Origin of the sequence: Shewanella surugensis (assembly GCF_023284005.1) — a bacterium.
In the GTDB taxonomy this organism is placed as follows: Bacteria; Pseudomonadota; Gammaproteobacteria; order Enterobacterales; family Shewanellaceae; genus Shewanella; species Shewanella surugensis.
Map to the genome: position 1 here is coordinate 1 of NZ_JAKIKS010000061.1, position 17,692 is coordinate 17,692.

At 42.1% G+C, this 17,692-nt stretch carries 13 protein-coding genes and 3 tRNA genes; 2 read left to right on the forward strand and 14 right to left on the reverse strand.

From position 1 onward, the window contains the following. The 4 genes from L2764_RS15165 to L2764_RS15180 form a co-directional block, all read right to left on the reverse strand. Positions 1-177, reverse strand: a 177-nt coding sequence (locus L2764_RS15165) for a GTP-binding protein (protein WP_248941136.1), incomplete at its 3' end; no start/stop codon positions are given. Positions 178-367: 190 nt separating this feature from the next. Then, positions 368-441, reverse strand: a tRNA-Gly gene (locus tag L2764_RS15170). Positions 442-481: 40 nt separating this feature from the next. Beyond that, positions 482-566, reverse strand: a tRNA-Tyr gene (locus L2764_RS15175). 9 nt (positions 567-575) lie between these two features. Continuing rightward, positions 576-651: transfer RNA gene (locus L2764_RS15180), tRNA-Thr, on the reverse strand. 232 nt (positions 652-883) lie between these two features. On the opposite strand from L2764_RS15180, the gene coaA reads away from it, so the two are divergent. Further along, entirely contained in the window at positions 884-1,834 is a 951-nt protein-coding gene (coaA, locus tag L2764_RS15185; protein ID WP_248941113.1) for a type I pantothenate kinase, read from the forward strand. 26 nt (positions 1,835-1,860) lie between these two features. Here the strand turns inward: coaA and birA are convergent, their stop codons facing one another. From birA to L2764_RS15215, 7 genes are all read right to left on the reverse strand, one after another. Then, positions 1,861-2,823, reverse strand: coding sequence for a bifunctional biotin--[acetyl-CoA-carboxylase] ligase/biotin operon repressor BirA (gene birA / locus L2764_RS15190; RefSeq protein ID WP_248941114.1), 963 nt, complete (start codon positions 2,821-2,823; stop codon positions 1,861-1,863). A gap of 5 nt (positions 2,824-2,828) precedes the next feature. Continuing rightward, positions 2,829-3,863, reverse strand: coding sequence for a UDP-N-acetylmuramate dehydrogenase (gene murB, locus L2764_RS15195; protein WP_283107029.1), 1,035 nt, complete (start codon positions 3,861-3,863; stop codon positions 2,829-2,831). A gap of 171 nt (positions 3,864-4,034) precedes the next feature. Continuing rightward, positions 4,035-4,772: a class I SAM-dependent methyltransferase gene (locus L2764_RS15200; RefSeq protein WP_248941116.1), complete on the reverse strand. Its 738-nt coding sequence runs from the start codon at positions 4,770-4,772 to the stop codon at positions 4,035-4,037. Positions 4,773-4,975: 203 nt separating this feature from the next. Beyond that, positions 4,976-5,098, reverse strand: a complete 123-nt coding sequence (locus L2764_RS27795) for a hypothetical protein (protein WP_283107030.1) — start codon at positions 5,096-5,098, stop codon at positions 4,976-4,978. A 140-nt stretch (positions 5,099-5,238) separates the two neighbouring features. Next, complete coding sequence (locus L2764_RS15205) at positions 5,239-7,050, reverse strand: histidine decarboxylase (protein WP_248941117.1); 1,812 nt, start codon at positions 7,048-7,050, stop codon at positions 5,239-5,241. A 524-nt stretch (positions 7,051-7,574) separates the two neighbouring features. Beyond that, complete coding sequence (locus tag L2764_RS15210) at positions 7,575-8,285, reverse strand: DUF6875 domain-containing protein (protein WP_248941118.1); 711 nt, start codon at positions 8,283-8,285, stop codon at positions 7,575-7,577. Positions 8,286-8,906: 621 nt separating this feature from the next. Beyond that, entirely contained in the window at positions 8,907-10,556 is a 1,650-nt protein-coding gene (locus L2764_RS15215) for an acetolactate synthase large subunit (RefSeq protein ID WP_248941137.1), read from the reverse strand. Between the two features lie 265 nt (positions 10,557-10,821). On the opposite strand from L2764_RS15215, the gene L2764_RS15220 reads away from it, so the two are divergent. After that, a complete protein-coding gene (locus L2764_RS15220) occupies positions 10,822-11,637 on the forward strand; it encodes an alpha/beta fold hydrolase (RefSeq protein ID WP_248941119.1) in 816 nt (271 codons plus the stop codon). A gap of 940 nt (positions 11,638-12,577) precedes the next feature. Here L2764_RS15220 and L2764_RS15225 read toward each other — a convergent pair. Genes L2764_RS15225 through L2764_RS15235 form a run of 3 tightly spaced genes read right to left on the reverse strand, consistent with a single transcriptional unit; the run spans position 12,578 to position 17,689 of the window. Further along, positions 12,578-13,354 carry a M48 family metallopeptidase gene (locus L2764_RS15225; RefSeq protein ID WP_248941120.1) on the reverse strand — a complete coding sequence of 259 codons (777 nt, stop codon included), beginning with the start codon at positions 13,352-13,354 and terminating at the stop codon, positions 12,578-12,580. Then, complete coding sequence (locus L2764_RS15230) at positions 13,354-16,665, reverse strand: type I restriction endonuclease subunit R (RefSeq protein WP_376708429.1); 3,312 nt, start codon at positions 16,663-16,665, stop codon at positions 13,354-13,356. The genes L2764_RS15225 and L2764_RS15230 overlap by 1 nt, the downstream gene beginning before the upstream one ends. After that, positions 16,646-17,689: a virulence RhuM family protein gene (locus tag L2764_RS15235; protein ID WP_283107032.1), complete on the reverse strand. Its 1,044-nt coding sequence runs from the start codon at positions 17,687-17,689 to the stop codon at positions 16,646-16,648. Before L2764_RS15235 ends, L2764_RS15230 begins: the two co-directional genes overlap by 20 nt. Positions 17,690-17,692 lie beyond the last annotated feature (3 nt).

A 17,692-nucleotide genomic window follows, 5' to 3' on the forward strand; every position in this document is an offset into this window, starting at 1 on the left:
ACGCTCACGCTCTTCTGGAGCGTTATCGATTTGTGCGAAGTCTTTAACGTCACCACCATAAGTCTTACTTAAAACTGCAGAAATAGCAGCAGTTAGTGTAGTTTTACCATGGTCGACGTGACCAATTGTACCTACATTTACGTGAGGTTTACTACGTTCGAATTTTTCTTTAGCCATGGTATTGCCCCAATCCAAAGTACTTGGTGATGAAACTTCAAATATGATAAAAAATCCGATGCATTGAATGGTATCGAATCGGTTGATTTGAATAATTAGAAAATGATAAAGAAGAGTTGTTGATAGGTGTGAAACTGATGGCCTCGCCCTGCTTAAGAGCGTGCTCGACAGAATGAGCACAAATCATAATTGGAGCGGATGGCGGGAATCGAACCCGCGTTATCAGCTTGGAAGGCTGGAGTAATACCATTATACGACATCCGCGCAACCTACTTTAAGGTTACCTAACTACCCATTATAAAAATGGTGGAGGGAGAAGGATTCGAACCTTCGAAGGCTGAGCCGTCAGATTTACAGTCTGATCCCTTTGGCCACTCGGGAACCCCTCCGATGAAATGTGGTGCCGGCACCAAGAGTCGAACTCGGGACCTACTGATTACAAGTCAGTTGCTCTACCAACTGAGCTATACCGGCGTATCATTTCGGTAGCGGATATTATGGAAGTCTGAGCATAAGTGCAATAGCTAAATTGTATTTTTATTAAAAAAAAGTGTTAATCGATGTTTTTTTGTCCTAAAATCGACTTTTCAGTTTAAAAACACATCACTTTCACAGCAAGAAACATCTTACCCCTCTCAATCTCCGCTTTATTCTTGTTCCCCATAAAATCATAGTGTAATGTGCCTTGCCTAAGGAGAATAAAGTTATGACATCGGCAAATCAAATTCACAATGCGCTTTACCTTGCTTTTCAAAGGGTCCAATGGGCAGAGTTACGCAATTCAGTCCCCTTAACATTGAATGAAACCGATCTTGCAAATTTACGCGGTATCAATGAGAAGATTTCTCTTACGGAAGTCACTGACATCTATTTGCCACTCAGCCGATTATTAAATTTGATTGTAGGTGCTAAACAACAACGCGGACTCACACTTAATCAGTTTTTAGGTCACACTCCACCTAAAAGACCTTATATTATCAGTATTGCCGGCAGTGTTGCCGTAGGAAAAAGTACTACGGCGAGAATTTTACAAGCCTTATTACGCCAGTGGCCAGAACACCCACAAGTAGACTTAATTACCACCGATGGCTTTTTGTACCCTTTATCCGAGCTCAAAAGACGGGGCTTACTACAACGTAAAGGGTTTCCTGAAAGTTATGATATGAAATTGCTTATTGAGTTCATCACTCAAATTAAGTCGGGTGATGCTTCCGTAAATGCTCCGTTATATTCACACATTACTTACGATAGGATCCCCCATCAATATCAAGTCATTAACCAACCTGATATTTTGATTCTTGAAGGATTAAATGTATTACAAACGGGGCAAGACTCAACTTTCGACACCAAACGCCCTTTTTTATCAGACTTCGTCGACTTCTCGGTGTATGTCGATTCCAGCAAATCGTTATTAAAACAATGGTATGTAGAGCGATTCCTGCAATTTAGAAAAGGGGCTTTCGCCAATCCTAAGTCTTATTTCCACCACTACTCCCATCTCAGCGATGAAGAGTCCGTTCAAATCGCCTCGAATATTTGGGATAGTATTAACGGACCAAACTTACAGCTTAATATTGAGCCCACTCGCGATAGAGCGCATTTAATTTTACAGAAAGGACCCGATCATTTAATGGATCAGGTGCTCTTGAGAAAGTAGTGGCTTGAAAAAGTATTAACAAACCATTAGCTTGCACTGCGCAAGCTAATTTCTCCGCCAACATAAGCTTCAAGGCCCTGAGTCGTTTCCAATAAAATAGCACCTTTATCATCAATCCCTTTACAGATCCCCGACACATGATTACTGGCCATCGATAAAATGACCGCTTGATTAAGGAACAAATCCGCCGCTTGCCAACGTACCATAAAGGCAACTAACCCTTGCGCCTCAAACAAACGTAAATCAGTGAATAACTGCTTTTGTAACGCAATCACCAAATCCGTTTTACTGGGTTTATGTTCAAGTTCAGATAAGTCACTCCAAGGCTGACCAATCGCATCCCCTTGTGCATTAGGCATCGCCATATTAATGCCAATGCCAATAACCACATTGCATTCACTGTCGGTTTGACCACTCATTTCAACTAATACGCCAGCTAATTTTTTGTGGTTAAGATAAATATCATTAGGCCATTTAACCCCTAATCCACTCACTCCAAATGCTTCCAACACTTTGACCAGTGAACAAGCTACCACTAAGCTCAATCCCATGGCTTGCGCCATTCCTTGTGGAAAAGACCAAAATATTGAGGTATATAAATGACAACCGTAAGGGGAAAACCAAGTCCGCCCTCGCCGTCCTCTGCCAGCAGATTGATATTCAGACACACAAATATCACCCGACTTTAGCTCATCCATATGTTTTAATAAAAAAGCATTAGTGCTACCCAGTTCATTAAAATAAAAGCAGCGATTATGTGTCGCAGCCGTTAGCTTTTCTTCATCGACCAAATACACCAAATTAACCAATTTATAACCTTTACCTTTCACGCTATAAATATCCACACCATATTCTTCAAGCGCACTGATGTGATTGGCAATGGCCGTACGTGAAATACCTAAAAGTTGCGCAAGGATTTCACCAGACACAAAATTTTCATCGGCTAATGCCATTAATATTTGTCTTTTTCTCGCCCAATGATCGATCATGTCTTTTATCCTTTGTTTATTTCACCTGTTGCACCAATGATACGAGGTTCAGGCTCAAGTTGGATACCAAATAATTGCACAATGCGATCAATGATTAAATCGGCCAATTGACATACATCACGGCCCGTCGCAGCCCCATTATTAACGAGCACTAACGCTTGCTGCTCATGTACACTGGCATCAGCACAGCTCATTCCTTTTAATCCCGCTTTATCGATCAGCCACGCTGCGGCTAACTTCATCTCTTGACTGCCCATCTGAAAAGCCACAATATCCGGATAATGATCCCGTAAACGCTCAAAAGTTGCGACAGGCACCACCGGATTTTTAAAAAAACTACCCGCATTGCCTAACACTAATGGATCGGGTAATTTTTCCCGCCTAAGCTGACAAACATAATCAAACACATGCCTAGGTTCAATCCCCCCTTTCGCTAAGGAGCTTAATGGACCATAAGCCAAAATGGGCTGCCACTCTTTCGCCAGCTTTATTCCCACAGCGGTTATCATAACTTGTCCTTTTAATTTCCCTTTAAAAATAGATTCTCGATAAGTGAAATGACATTCAAAACCCGATAGACATTTCAGCTCACCTGATGATAAATCAAGATACTCAACCCAGTCACATATATCACCAAATTCAATACCATAGGCACCAATATTTTGAATAGGTGCAGCGCCTACCGTGCCAGGGATCAAGGCCAAATTTTCAATACCACCAATATCATTATCTACACATAGACTCACCAAATCATGCCAATTCTCACCGGCTTCAACCCGTAAGTAAAAATACGTTTCATCTTCTTCAATCTTGATGCCTTTGGTTAATATTCTCACCACATGCCCTTGATAATCGTCCACCAGCACAATATTACTGCCACCACCTAAGATCAACACAGGTAAGTCTTGACGATAAAGCTCAAGGCAAGTCGAAATCAACTCTGCTTTATCACTTATCTCATGCAAGGACATGCAAGCATGATCGATCCCGAATGTATTATAAGCTTTTAAAGAAGCAGAAGATTTCATTATCTGTGTCATAATAGGTTTGGCTAAAGGTTTCGTTTTGGATTTGATTAATGAGTTAAGCGACATAAAAAAGATGCGTTATTAAGAAAGTCACATTGTAGCTTAAATGAACACTAATGAGTATGAGCAATCTCGCCCCTCCCCACAAACAAGCCGAGCAACAGACTATTAGCGCCATTATGACTATACCGCTCTGATGATAAATTTGCCCCCACCAATTTGCCCCGCTTCTAACGCCATCAACAAAGTTTGATACCAAGTCAAAGTATACTGATACCAAGCTTCATCAAATAAGCTAATAATGGCCTCACGTTTGCTTGCAAGTTTTGCTATAAAGTGAATATAAGCCTTAATGTAATTACCCGTCCAATCCTCGAGGCGAATTAGCTGCCAATGACTTTGTGCTAACCAAGACGAGATAGTATCCAGTGCAATAGGTTGGCCTATTTCGCTGCCCAAACTTTTTGGAAGGAGCTGTTCTTTCTTAAGGGTATAATCACAAATAAGCAAATGCGCGCCTCTTTGACACTGCTGCCTAATCATCTTTAAGGATTGTTGTTGATCGCTTAATGAGTAAAAGACATTAAACAAATAAATGAGATCGAAATTATCCCTCCCGATATCAGTAAGTGACAACACATCTAGCGAATAAAACAACACATCTGGATATTGCCGCTTCGCATACTGGATAGACACCTCATCAATATCGACACCAACGAGCTTGCCCCAATCATTGGAATGAAACCAATTTGCCGTCCCGCCACGACCGCAACCTAAATCCAATACGTTGTTAATCTTCTCTTTGGGTAAACCCATCACAGCATCAATAATCGCCAACTCTTCCCCAGGGTGGGCAAAATCGCCTTCTCGTACCATAGCTAAAATACATTTCCCCTGCGGGGAGTTCATTTTGAAAGTCATGGTATCCCTGTATTGTCATATTTAATCTGTATCACTAGTGTAATCAGTAATCGTAAGGTAGGCATGAAAAAATCATCATCCCGATCTTTATCTAAAGCAACAAAATCAAAATATACACCATAAAAAGCCAAGTAACCTATCGAATGAATTTGATAGGTTACTTGGCTCGAAAAGATGCCCCATTCTCCAGATGAAATGCAACCCTAAATGGCATTGGACGCATATTGGGTGATGCGACAATAAGAGTAAGTGGTTTCATCACCTGCAAATGCGGGTATTGATATCAACATGGATAACAAACCGAATAAAGCCACTCTCTTTTTCACTTTAAACATTCCTTTTTATTCATAGTGGTGTTAACCAGTAAAGGATAACACCAATAACATTAACGTTATTAATAAATTAACTAATAAAGAAAATCAGTAACACTGCTTACCAAGACACTCTAAGCAATGTCACTTAAGCATCAAAAATTAACCGAGCGCGTCACCTCACCAATAAACTCATCGAGTAAGCTTTTATCCGCATGGGGCATCACCACCACATGGGACATGCCTTGTGCCACGGGTAACATCCATTTTTTACAGATCGCCGCATTCGGCGCTGGCATGTATACAATATTAGAAGCATTATTTAATTGTGCATCAATACCGATAGCCCTTAATTGCTCCTGTAAATAATGCGCTAAATCCACACAACGCATGGCCTGTTCTTTAATGCCGCTTTCTTTTAATGTATCGATTCGATAAGCGGCTAACAAGGCTGCAAGCCCCGAACGAGAACACGTTAATGTATTATTTTCACTGGCAATATACTCCACAAATGCTTGCGTCGTGACCGAATTACTCTGTTGTTTTTGCGTTAACACTAAGCCCGCAGGGGTGATATTGCCTAAAAATTTATGCAAGCTAATCGATAGAGCATCAACATCCTGACCTATCTTAAGCGGCACCGCACCGTAAGCCTTAGGTAAAAAGGGCAAGAAACTGCCATGCAATGCTGCATCAGCATGAATAAAATGCGGCTTATCGGCTAATATTTTTTTTATCTGCAGCACATCATCGATAGCACCCCGCATCGTCGTACCGATATTGGCCAACACCACCACGGGCCCTTCAATTTGTGTTAGTTTATCTTCTAGTGCCTCGTAGTCCATTTCACCATTACTTAAACAGGGCAACACATGATATTGCTTGGCATATTTTTCAACGATGCTAGTGGCACTATAGTGGCTTTCCTCTGACATCAACACACAAGCATCAGGGAATTGTTTAAAGCCTTTAAGCAAGCCATATTCCATGGCCTCTGTACCACCACTGGTCACATAACCGTATGTGTCTTCCTGCGTTAAACCATATTGCTTAGCAAAAAAGTAAATCACTTTTCTCTCGAAGCCTTTAGTGCTTAATCTGTGCGAAGAAGGGCAAAAAGGATCGCCACTATTATTCATTAACACTTCCAGCGCGTCGCTCAAGGATGAAAAATCAAATGCCATATTACCAGGCTTACCCAACATCTGACGCTTACGACTCTTAATATCTGCTAATAAGGTTCGATACTCACTTTCAATCTTTAAATCAGGCTTTTCACGAATAGGCTGGCTAAAATCTTGCACTAACACGCCATAAACAGGATCTCCTCGCCATTTTAGTGCCGCTGGCATTTTCTCATTAATGTCTTTAAAGACTTCCTGACCTTCGAATCTGAAATCAGCATATTTTTTTTCAACAAAATGATGATGCCCATCGGCATTCACTTGCTCAGCAATATGGTAGGTCACCGGAGAGGTAATCACCCCCACAAAGCGCTCATAGCCTAATGAAACCGCTTGCCTTCGCGCCAAGTCAATTAAATGAACAGCAATTCCACGCCCTGCATAAGCTAAATCAACCCCAATCATTAATTGATCAAGGGTCTTTTTATTCTCCTGAGGTTTAACATCACTTATGGCTTCGTCAATCATTGCCATCATGGGCAGTAGAGGTTCACACACATTGACACTGGATAAGTCATCCTGCATGTCATGGGCAATAAAGGCAGCGACAACACGGTTGTTATCCTGTTTATCTATCGCCACAATACTCAATTTTTGCGGCAAAATAATCAAACAGACACTATGAACAAAATCGAGCATTTGGGGTTTAGAGATATTCAGTGCTATCGCGCCGGGTTCAAAACTAATGAAAGCCGAGGTCAGAATGTCAGCCACTTCATTAAGGTGAGAAAACGCCATTGGCATATAATGAATGTCATCGAGAATATTAGGAAAAAGAGTCATAAATAACCTATCTGATTAAACAATAGAAAAGGGAATGAATTCGCTAAACAGATCTGAAACCAATACTTTCAAATCCCAGCAATTTCAGGTGATTTTGATTGCTTCAGTTCGCATATCCCACGCTACTTGAAGATGCAGAATTCAGCTGAAATTAACAGTCTTGTAGGCAAGGTCGTTAATTGCTCCTGCATTAATGACATTCCCGCCATCTGATGTTTAAGGTCTTTATTGCTCCAGACAATAATAAGACATTCCCTATATCCATATAGGTCAGATAACAAATGTCGTGATCACATGGATGTGAGTGAACGACCATGACGGTCTTCTTGAGCAGAGTGCCTAGCATTCTCACTTTATGTTCTGTCACGCGGCATAAAAGACGTTCCTCTTTAATTGTCAGAGTCAGCCCGTTGGGGTCCGTAAAAACGCTAACGTCTACGTTACATCACCTTAAAAGACAATAAGCATTCTTGCGATAATGCACCTTGAATTAAGCATTTTACAGGCTCTGAAAACATCCACTTTCAAGTGGCTTGAGTATAAATAGCATCCACATGGCGTAATACATTTTCATTTTTAGCCATACCAACAGACGCAAGAACGCCCATCAATTGCTCTTTATTAAAAATATTATGTCGCTCAAGATAAATTTTAGTGTGTTCGCTATCATCACTCACAAACACGAGATCTTGCGGCATAATGTGGCGGATCCCTATCATGGGTAATTCTGAGTCAAAAGGATAAAAGGCATCATTGTGTAAGCCGCTGACAGGACATTGCGAGTAAAACTGCCCTATCATATTGTCATAAGACATAAATTCTGATTTGAGAGAGCGTTGCACCCGCTCAACGATACTTGCACCCACCTCATCCCCTTGCTCTTTATTCACCATCACAATCACAATCGTATTAAGGTGGCTTTCAGGTAATAGCCTGAAATACGCCCCGTATTGCAACAGTTGCGACTCAATATCAGCATCTTCAGTATGGGAGTCGTACAATAAGTAAGAGGCTAATGCTTTGCGCTTATTAAGCGCGGCAGGCACAAAAGGACAAACGGGCCCTTTACGCCCAAGCTCTAGATGAGGTCTCGCTAAATACTGCTTAAGCCAACGTTCTGTTTGTACAAGATAATGCGCAATTTTCGTCGCATAAACGGCATCCTTATCACTAACGGCCGTGAGAATATCATTGCTTTCTAAACACTTTTTAGCATCTATAGTAAAAAACTGCATAGACTACCTATTATTTATATTGTGTTCACTGGCCTCTTATTTTCAACCACATAGCAGCAGCCAGTTTGTTACACAGAAACACAAAAAGAAAAGCCCGCCAACCCAAACTTATTAGAGGGAGCTAAACAACCTTTTAATAAATAAAGAAAATTAATACCACCCAGCGCAAACCACCAAATTAACAGGTGTATCAACACTATGGCCTAAGCTTTACCGTAATGTCAAATAATTGAACTGTTAAGCCTATTAACTTGAATAGCTTATTCGGAAGGGCGCTTGCAAAAAATAAAGGTTTATCTGTCTAGGTTAACAATCGATAAAAGATACACCCACTGCTCAGCCCTTAGAGTAAACAAAGAGCGGGATCACGACCTAGGTGAAGTCTGAAGCAAAGACTTGATATCTGTTTAATGCAAAGGATATTAAATGATGTCATTGCCCGTAAGAAAACGATTGCCTAAGGCCATATATGAAACATAGTCATAGCGGCTACCACTAATGACCAAGGCACTATTGATCCCTCAGTCTCACTCTTACAAAAGGATAAAGTGCATAGAGTGAGTATTGCGGGTATATAGTTACATTCAAATTTTTGCTTAATATCATCAGCGTTTTCAACTGTTATTTATTTCGTAGTAAACGTACCTTTGTAGCAAGTTCTTCAATGAGGACGGACACATTGGCTGAGTAATCAACCGGCACTTCAACAATATGCAATCCTCCCTGCACAAAAGCATTGTCCAGCGTACTTACCAAACTTGCAGCGCTGGTAACAAGGTGACCTTTTGCGCCATAAGCCTCTGCATATTTAACAAAATCTGGATTCGTAAATTCTAATCCCCAATCAGTAAAACCTGCCAATTGTTGTTTCCATCTGATCATCCCATAAGCATTGTCATTCAGTATCATCACCACCAGATTGAGATCCATTCTGAGTGCCGTTTCAATTTCCTGAGAATTCATCATAAATCCCCCGTCACCACAAATGGCTAAAACACGCTTATCCGGATTCAATTTAGCCGTCATCATTGCAGAAGATAAGCCGGCTCCCATCGTCGCTAATGCATTATCTAACAATACTGTATTGGGATAATAGGCTTTGTAATTACGCGCAAACCAAATTTTATAAATGCCATTATCTAAGGCAATAATGCCATTCTCTCCCATTGCCTTTCGCGTATCAGCAACAAATCGCTGCGGTATAATAGGAAAAGAATCGTCTTCACTCCCCTCTACAATATGCCGTTCAACCTCTTGCTTCACTAGCTTAAAGTAGTCCATGGGTCCACATTTCCAACCCGCTAATTTCAAGCTAAGCTTTTCAATCGTTAGGCTAATATCACCAACCAGCTCAAGTTGAGGAAAATACACTTCATCAACTTGCGCTGATTTATAGTTTAAGTGGATCACCATTTTATCGTTATCAGACATTAAGAAGGGAGGCTTCTCAACCACGTCATGGCCAATGTTAAGAATTAAATCGGCTTTAGCGACTGCGCAATGTAGATAGTCATTATCTGAAAGTGCAGCAGTGCCTATAAAAAAATCACAACGCTCGTCTGCAACGCCTTTACCCATTTGCGTATTAAAGAAGTAAATACCCGTGTTTCGAGCAAAGTGCTCTAAGGCTTTCCATGATGTTTTCCTATTTGCGGCCGCGCCCAATAAGATTAATGGCATTTTCGCTGCTTTAATCTTCTTAACAGCCTCATTCAAAACAAACTCATCTGCAACAGCATATTGGCGAACACTGGCTTGAATGACGTTAGCATCGGTGTCTTCTGCGGCGATATCTTCTGGTAACTCTAAAAGAACCGTTCCGGGACGTTCCTCTTCGGCTCGCCTAAAAGCCTCTCTGACTAAGGATGGAATAGTATTACCATTCACTATTTGTTTGCTTAGCTTACAAATTGGTTCATAAAGTTTCACTATATCAATAATTTGAAATTGACCTTGTTTCGATGCCTTAATCGGTTTCTGACCAGTGATCATTATCAATGGAAAAGCCCCTAAATAGGCATAAGCTGCAGGCGTCGATAAATTAGTCGCACCAGGCCCTAATGTCGCCATACAAACACCCGCTCTCCCCGTTAATCGCCCATAAGTCGCCGCCATAAATCCAGCACCCTGCTCATGACGAGTCACTACAAGCTCGATTGAAGAGTCTTTTAAAGACTCAACGACATCAAGGTTTTCTTCACCAGGTACCGCAAAAATATACTCTACACCTTCGTTTTCTAACGCTTTAACTAACAGATCTGAAGCTTTCATTTCCATCCCTATTCCATCGTATGCCTGTACCATATCAAGCTTAGCTCTGATATTGACCGATAGGATCACATTAAAATAAAGCTCAGTCATTGAGCAAAAAAATATCAAGTGCATCATAGAGAGTCGTATACTTAACGGGTTTGGATATATACCAGTGATACTTCAAGATGTTATCAAGCTGTAGTAATGCTAATCTTGTGATAAATAAAAATAGCCCTATATGTCAAACCTATGAGTAGAGCTGCTGAATAGAGAGTGTAGAGAAATGAATAAATTTACTGTTAATGATCACCAAATGGCTTATCAGGATATCGGCCAAGGGCCCGTTATATTGTTTGGTCACAGTTTTTTATGGGACAGCCATATGTGGGCACCGCAAATCGAGGCGCTTAGTCAGCAGTATCGCTGCATTGTTCCTGACTTTTGGGGTCATGGTCAGTCTGATTCCGCGCCCAAAATAACCCGTACGCTAAAGGATTACGCCCAGCAACTGCTCGCATTGATGGATCATTTAGACATAGATCAATTCTCTATTGTAGGGTTATCCGTCGGTGGCATGTGGGGAGCAGAATTAACCACCCTCGTGCCCAGCCGCGTTAATGCGTTAGTGTTAATGGACACCTTTGTCGGTTTAGAGCCTGAAGTGACCCATAAAAAATACTTTCATATGCTCGATATTATTACACAACATCAAGCGGTTCCAGAGCCTATCATTGAAGCAATCACCCCATTATTTTTTGCTAACAATGCCAACCAAGACTCACCCGAATTGGTTAAGGCTTTTAAACAGCATCTCTCCAGCCTCAAAGGCGAACAAGCACTAGAAATCGCCCGCGTGGGGAAAATCGTCTTTTCTCGTCGCGATCAAATTGACGAACTCGACAAATTTACCTTACCCGTCCTCATTGCTGTTGGCAGCGAAGATAAGCCCCGATCCATGCTTGAGTCATACCTTATGCAAGACTGTATTACTGGCGCGCAGCTCATTCAAATTCCCAATGCCGGACACATCTCCAACCTCGAGCAACCCCAGTTTGTGACAGAAATGCTGATGACATTTCTGGATAAGGTGTATTCATAAGGTTTTGCTATCGCCTGTGGTAGGGCTAAGTTCGTAGATTTCCATCCACACTAAGGGCAAGCCATAGATTAACGTCTGGCCATGTAGATATTGGAAAGTGTCTTGCTATTGGTAATCGTATTCAAACTCATTGCTGCCGCAGGCTTTTATGTCGATACTTCGGTGACACACTGCCAGTACGTCCATGTAAGTTCGACGATGGCATCCCTGCCATCAACGGTCACAGCCGCATCTACATGCGATTTTACAAGCGTTAATCTTCGAAGTTGGAATATAGGGTTGTTGTAGCTTAATGAAAGGTCGAGGATTCCCATTTCTTCTTGCAATAAAAAGTGGGGGAAGAAGGACGGTTCGTCCTAGTAAACCTTTATCTATCACCTGCGGTGGGGTTAACTTCGTGGACGTAGTGAATATCCATTCACACGGGGAACTTGGAGATTAAGCGGTGCTTAATGGAAGGTCGTGAGCTCCCACTCCTTCCTGTCATTGAGAGTGGGCCAAAAGGGGAACCACTTCAATCCCCTCTTGCTGATTGTGAGATAAAGAGTCCTGCAGCCCCTGACGAAGTAAAACGCTTCATCATTAAATGAACAATAATCGCTATCGCCTCATATTCGTCATCCCTATCTCAACTAAAGCTATTGCGGCACTGATGTGAAGGGATTCGCAAATGCGGTGGTAACATGGACGTTAAGAAACCGCCATGCCTTAATCACGCAATTTTTGATTTAATCATATAAGCTACTTCGATGGGGAATATAACAGTAAAAAAGCAGTGTGTTTCTTCGATTTAAGCTTGTTTGTCATGATGTGGCACCGTTATCAAGCTAGCGAGTGAAATTGACAGGAATCATTTAGATCAATAACGTTAAAACCCATTTCATCTAACATTATTTCTCAAACTCCGAAATGAATAAAATATAAAAATCACTTGCTCTGATTATTCATTCAAATACAATTCAGCCATACCATCTAAACGGCTTTTAACATCTTTCCAATGGGGCATTACGCTTGAAAGTAAACGCCAGAAACGTTCACTATGATTGTGCTCTGCAATATGGCAAAGCTCATGCAAGATCACGTAATCAATACATTCTTTAGGCGCTTTAATCAGGTGAGGGTTGAGCATCAAGCTTCCCTTTGCTGAACAGCTTCCCCATTGCTTTGCCATCGATAACACTCGAAAACTTGGAATACCAGTAACCCATGTAGCTTGGGGTAGAAGTTCAGCTAAACGTTGATGAAAAGCCCGTTCAGCCCGTACTTTGTACCATTTTGACACTAAGGTTTTGATCAAGGTTTGTTTATCTTCATTAAAGCGCTTCAAGGTAACCAACAACTTGCCTCGGGTCATTTTAACGTTTGAAATCCCTTCTGGTTCTTCAACGACTTTGAGCACATAACGCCGCCCAAGATAAAACTGCATTTCACCGCTGACATAGTGTTTTGGCTGAACATTCTCAAGGTGAGTGCGAAAATTGCTTAACGCATCATTTATCCATTTGGCTCGCTTCATTACTGCTTCATGAATATCCTCGCGCAGTGCATCGTCTGGGGCATTAATAATAAGGTTACAATCAGGATGGACCTTAATGGTAATTTTACGCTTTTTCCCTTCAGTATGAGGCTGACGAACCACCTCATAGGTCACCGCTTCATCGCCATAGACAAAGCCGTACTCCTCTTTATCTACTTCACTGGCATTTATCGATGTCATTAGTGATAACCCGCCACACCTAAACGGGTGATTTGGATAATGTCAGTAATCACCATCTTGGCTTTATCCATACCAATGGTTTTAAACAGCACTGGCAGCAACTTGCGTCTTATTTGATTTTCAATCTCTTGCGGATTAATTGAAAACTCAGCCACGGCTGCTGTGACGATGTCATCAATTAACATGGCTGAATCAAAATACTCATCTTCAGATAGGGTATTTTCACTGCCTAAATGTTTTAAAAACAAGCCGTAATAGGCTTGCACATGGCGTTTAACGGCAGGGTTTAGCTCACTAAATCGGTCAGTTGGAATGCCATCAACATTACGCTCTTTCACTTGCTCTTCAAAATCAGCGAATAACAGGTATTGCTTCACCGGAGCATCAAACATCTCTTTCGTTTGAGCGATTGCTTGCTTGAGCAAATTAGAGAAATATTCCTGCGCATAAGGGTCGTCAGCAAGATCTTGCTCAATCATCTTAGTGACGCGGCCTGTAATAGCATCTTTTTTATTGCGTGCTTCATCATCACTCATCTCTTCAGGCGTAGCGGTTTTACCCATATTGCCAACCAGATAAACGCCTTTAGATTCTTGAATTTCAACGCCACCAATATGCTTATCCAACATAGTGCGTATGCTGTCAGCATAGTCATCATACTTAACCGTTTCTTCGGCATCTTCACGCACTTGTTTGCGTAGTTGAGACATGGATGTCAGCGTCTTTTTATACAAATCACGTCTACCGAGACCCGTTTGTGGGTCAATCGTATCAAAGCTCTTATCGTCAAAGTAACTAGCAGACTGCAATGCCACTTTTAAACAGTTAGCAAAGGCGGTGAGTGAAGCATAAAAGTCTTCACGTTTTTTCTGATTAGTGTCGGTCAGTTGACCATCAATGATATCGATTTTCGGAGTTAATACTTGACGTAATGCTTGGCCATCTTGCTTGTTTTGCACACTCTCAAAGGTTGCCCACAAATCGCTGTAGAAGCCTGGAAGCTTCTTATATTCCGTCTCCATCCGATTATATAAACCTTTAAGATCTTCAATATCAAAGCCACCTTGGGTACGCTCGGCTAAGTCTTGATAATCAGCAATCGTGGCATCGAGTTCTTTTAAAATACCTCGATAATCTATCAAATAACCAAACTGCTTGTTAGCATGTAAACGGTTAACTCGGGCAATCGCTTGGATCAAGTTGTGTTGCTTCAAAGGTTTGTCGATGTAAAGCACAGTGTTCTTCGGTTCATCAAAGCCGGTTAGTAGCTTATCGATCACAATCATGAGATCTGGACCTTCATCTTTGCTAAATTCATTGATGATATGTTTGGTGTACGCTTTTTCATCATTACCGAAACGCGAATTAGTGACATTATCCTTCCACCAGTTCTGAACAATATCTTTGCTTTCAGCATCAACGGTATCATGCCCTTCCCGCAGATCTGGCGCCGACATTGCAACAACCGAAGTCACCTTTCCGATTCTATCCAAAAGCGTCTTATATTGAATGGCAGAAGCTTTTGAGTCACAGGCAAGTTGCCCTTTTAGTCCTTGATGCTTGAAGTTCTGGAAGTGATCTGAAATATCATGGGCGATCAGCTCGATGCGACCTTCAGTTTGATAAATTTGTCCCTTTTTAGCAAACTTCCTATTAAGATCAGTGCGTTGATTTTCAGAAAGTTTATCGGTAATTCGGGCAAACCAGGCATCAATCGCTTTATCATTGGTACTAAGATCAGCAATACGTTCTTCATATAACAAGGGTGTTACGGTTTTATCTTCTACCGCTTGCTGCATGGTGTAGGAGTGGATGATTTTACCAAACTTGTTTTCGGTTTTATCATCTTGCAACAATGGCGTCCCCGTAAAGCCAATATACGCTGCTTTGGGCAGAGCTTGCTGCATGCGGATATTGTTTTCACCATTTTGACTACGATGGCCCTCATCGACCAATACAATGATATCAGGGCTATCGTTGTAACACTCTGGTAGCTCAATCGCCGTCCCAAATTTATTGATGATAGAGAAAATTATACGCTCGTTGCCTTTGCCTATCTGCTCCGCTAAACGACGACCCGTTGTTGCCATGGCCGACTTTCTATCTTTATCTGATAACGCGCCACCCGATGCAAAGGTACGCGCAAGTTGATCTTCTAAATCGACACGGTCAGTAACCACCACCACCCGACATTGGGCTAATTCTTTTAACCAGATAAGGGCTTTAGAGAGAAATACCATAGTGAAGGATTTACCCGAACCTGTGGTATGCCAAATCACGCCACCATTACGAGCGCCTTGCTTATCGAATGAAGTCACACGTTTAATCAAGGCTTTAATGCCAAAAACTTGCTGATAACGGGCGACAATCTTCCCTACTTTTTTATCGAACAGGGTATAAAGGCGCGTCATCTCTAATAGGCGATCTGGGCGTAGCAAGCAGACCAATAAACGATCTTGCCCCGTCACCACTAAATCACCGCCAGTAATCAGGGAAAGATACTCATCACGCACGTTAGCGGAGCGATGGTTAAAGATTAAATCCAGTTTGTTTTGAGAAAGTGGCGTGTTCTTTAAGCGATCAAAAGTCGATTCTGGGATCTCTTCTTCTTTCCATTTGGCCCAAAACGTCGCCGACGTGCCACAAGTCGCATACAAGCCTTCATGCCCGTTTATCGAGAGTAATAACTGGCTATAAGCAAACAGGTGCGGGATTTCATCCACCTTCTGATTACGAATATTCTGCGAAATGCCTTCGCCAACCGTCGGTTTACCCGCCGATGATGAGTCGGGGCGCTTGGCTTCAATGACCACCCAAGGCAAACCATTCACAAAACAGACGACATCAGGAATGCGCTTGCCTGTGCCGTGGGCATTGTCGATTTCCATCTCTTCGGTAAAATGAAATTGATTATTGTCAGGGTTTTCCCAGTCAATCACTTGAATGGTGGGGTTGGCTTTCTTGCTATCGACAAATTCGGTCACACTAATACCGTAAGTTAGCGCGTTATAGAGTTTTTCATTCGCCGCTTTTAGCCCCTCATTCATCGCAGGGTTAGCCAGTTCATAAACAATTTTGTCCATTGCCGCATCGGACAGCTTGTGGGTTTTACCCATAAACGAATAGGTTTTGTGTTGTAGCACATCCCGCAGTACATCAGGTAAAATTACCGTTGATAAATTGCCACGTTTAGTCGTGCATTCATTGGGTGGAATGAAGGTATAGCCTAAGTTACTCAGTAGTGTGAGAGCGGGGATCTTAGCGCTTTGCTCTTCGAGGAAGTTGGGTAAATTATTTGTCACGCTTACCATCCTTAAGTAAGGCTCTCAGCGCTGCAATATTCGCTTTTCCACCTTCTGACTCCTTTAAACGTCGTCGATTTTCTGCATAGCGATCAAACACCAGCTTAGCTTTCTCATCCGCATCTTTTTTAGTGATGTGCCCGGCACCACTTAGCACGTCACGATCATTGAACTCCAAGAACTGATCTAGCTTATTAGTCCAGTCGCTCAAGAAAACTTGCTTACGTCTTAGGGCCTGATCTTCAGCAAAATCTAGCCACATATTCACGATGCGATTTAGCTCTTTAATCTCATTTTCTTGCAGATAGTTCTTCGCGACCGTGACATCGGTTTTACGGACTTCCTCACCCTTAAAACTGGTTAACCCCATATCGGGTTTGGTTACATCTACACGGCTGGCTATCAATTCTGCCGCAGTCATGTGGGTACTCGCAAAGTGCAGCTTATTTTGGATGATTTGGAAGAAACGGGTCGTTTCCTGATTGGACGGCTCATAATCAGCAGCCATAGTGAAAATGTCCTTCACTCGCAGATAGACACGCCGCTCGCTGGCGCGAATATCGCGGACCCGCTCCAACATCTCATCAAAGTAATCAGGCACTGTGGAATGACCAACGGGCGGATTTTTCAATCGCTCATCATCCATCACAAAACCTTTGACTAAATACTCTTGCAACGTCTGAGTCGCCCACTGACGGAACTGAGTACCTCGCACCGAACGAACTCGGTAACCCACAGCTAAAATGGCCTCAAGGCTGTAATGGTCGATCTCCCGTGAAACCTGCCGCGTTCCCTCCTGACGAACTATCCGGAATTTCCGGATGGTTGCATTTTGTCCAAGCTCACCCTCGGCAAAAATATTTCCAAGGTGCTCATTGATGGTTCGAACATTCTTATCGTATAAGTCAGCCATCGCAGCCTGAGAAAGCCATAAGGTATCTGCCTCAAATCGACACTCAACCCGCGAACGTCCATCATCGGTTTGAAATAAAACAAACTCCCCCAATGGTGCCTGTGAAACTTGATTAGTCATCAT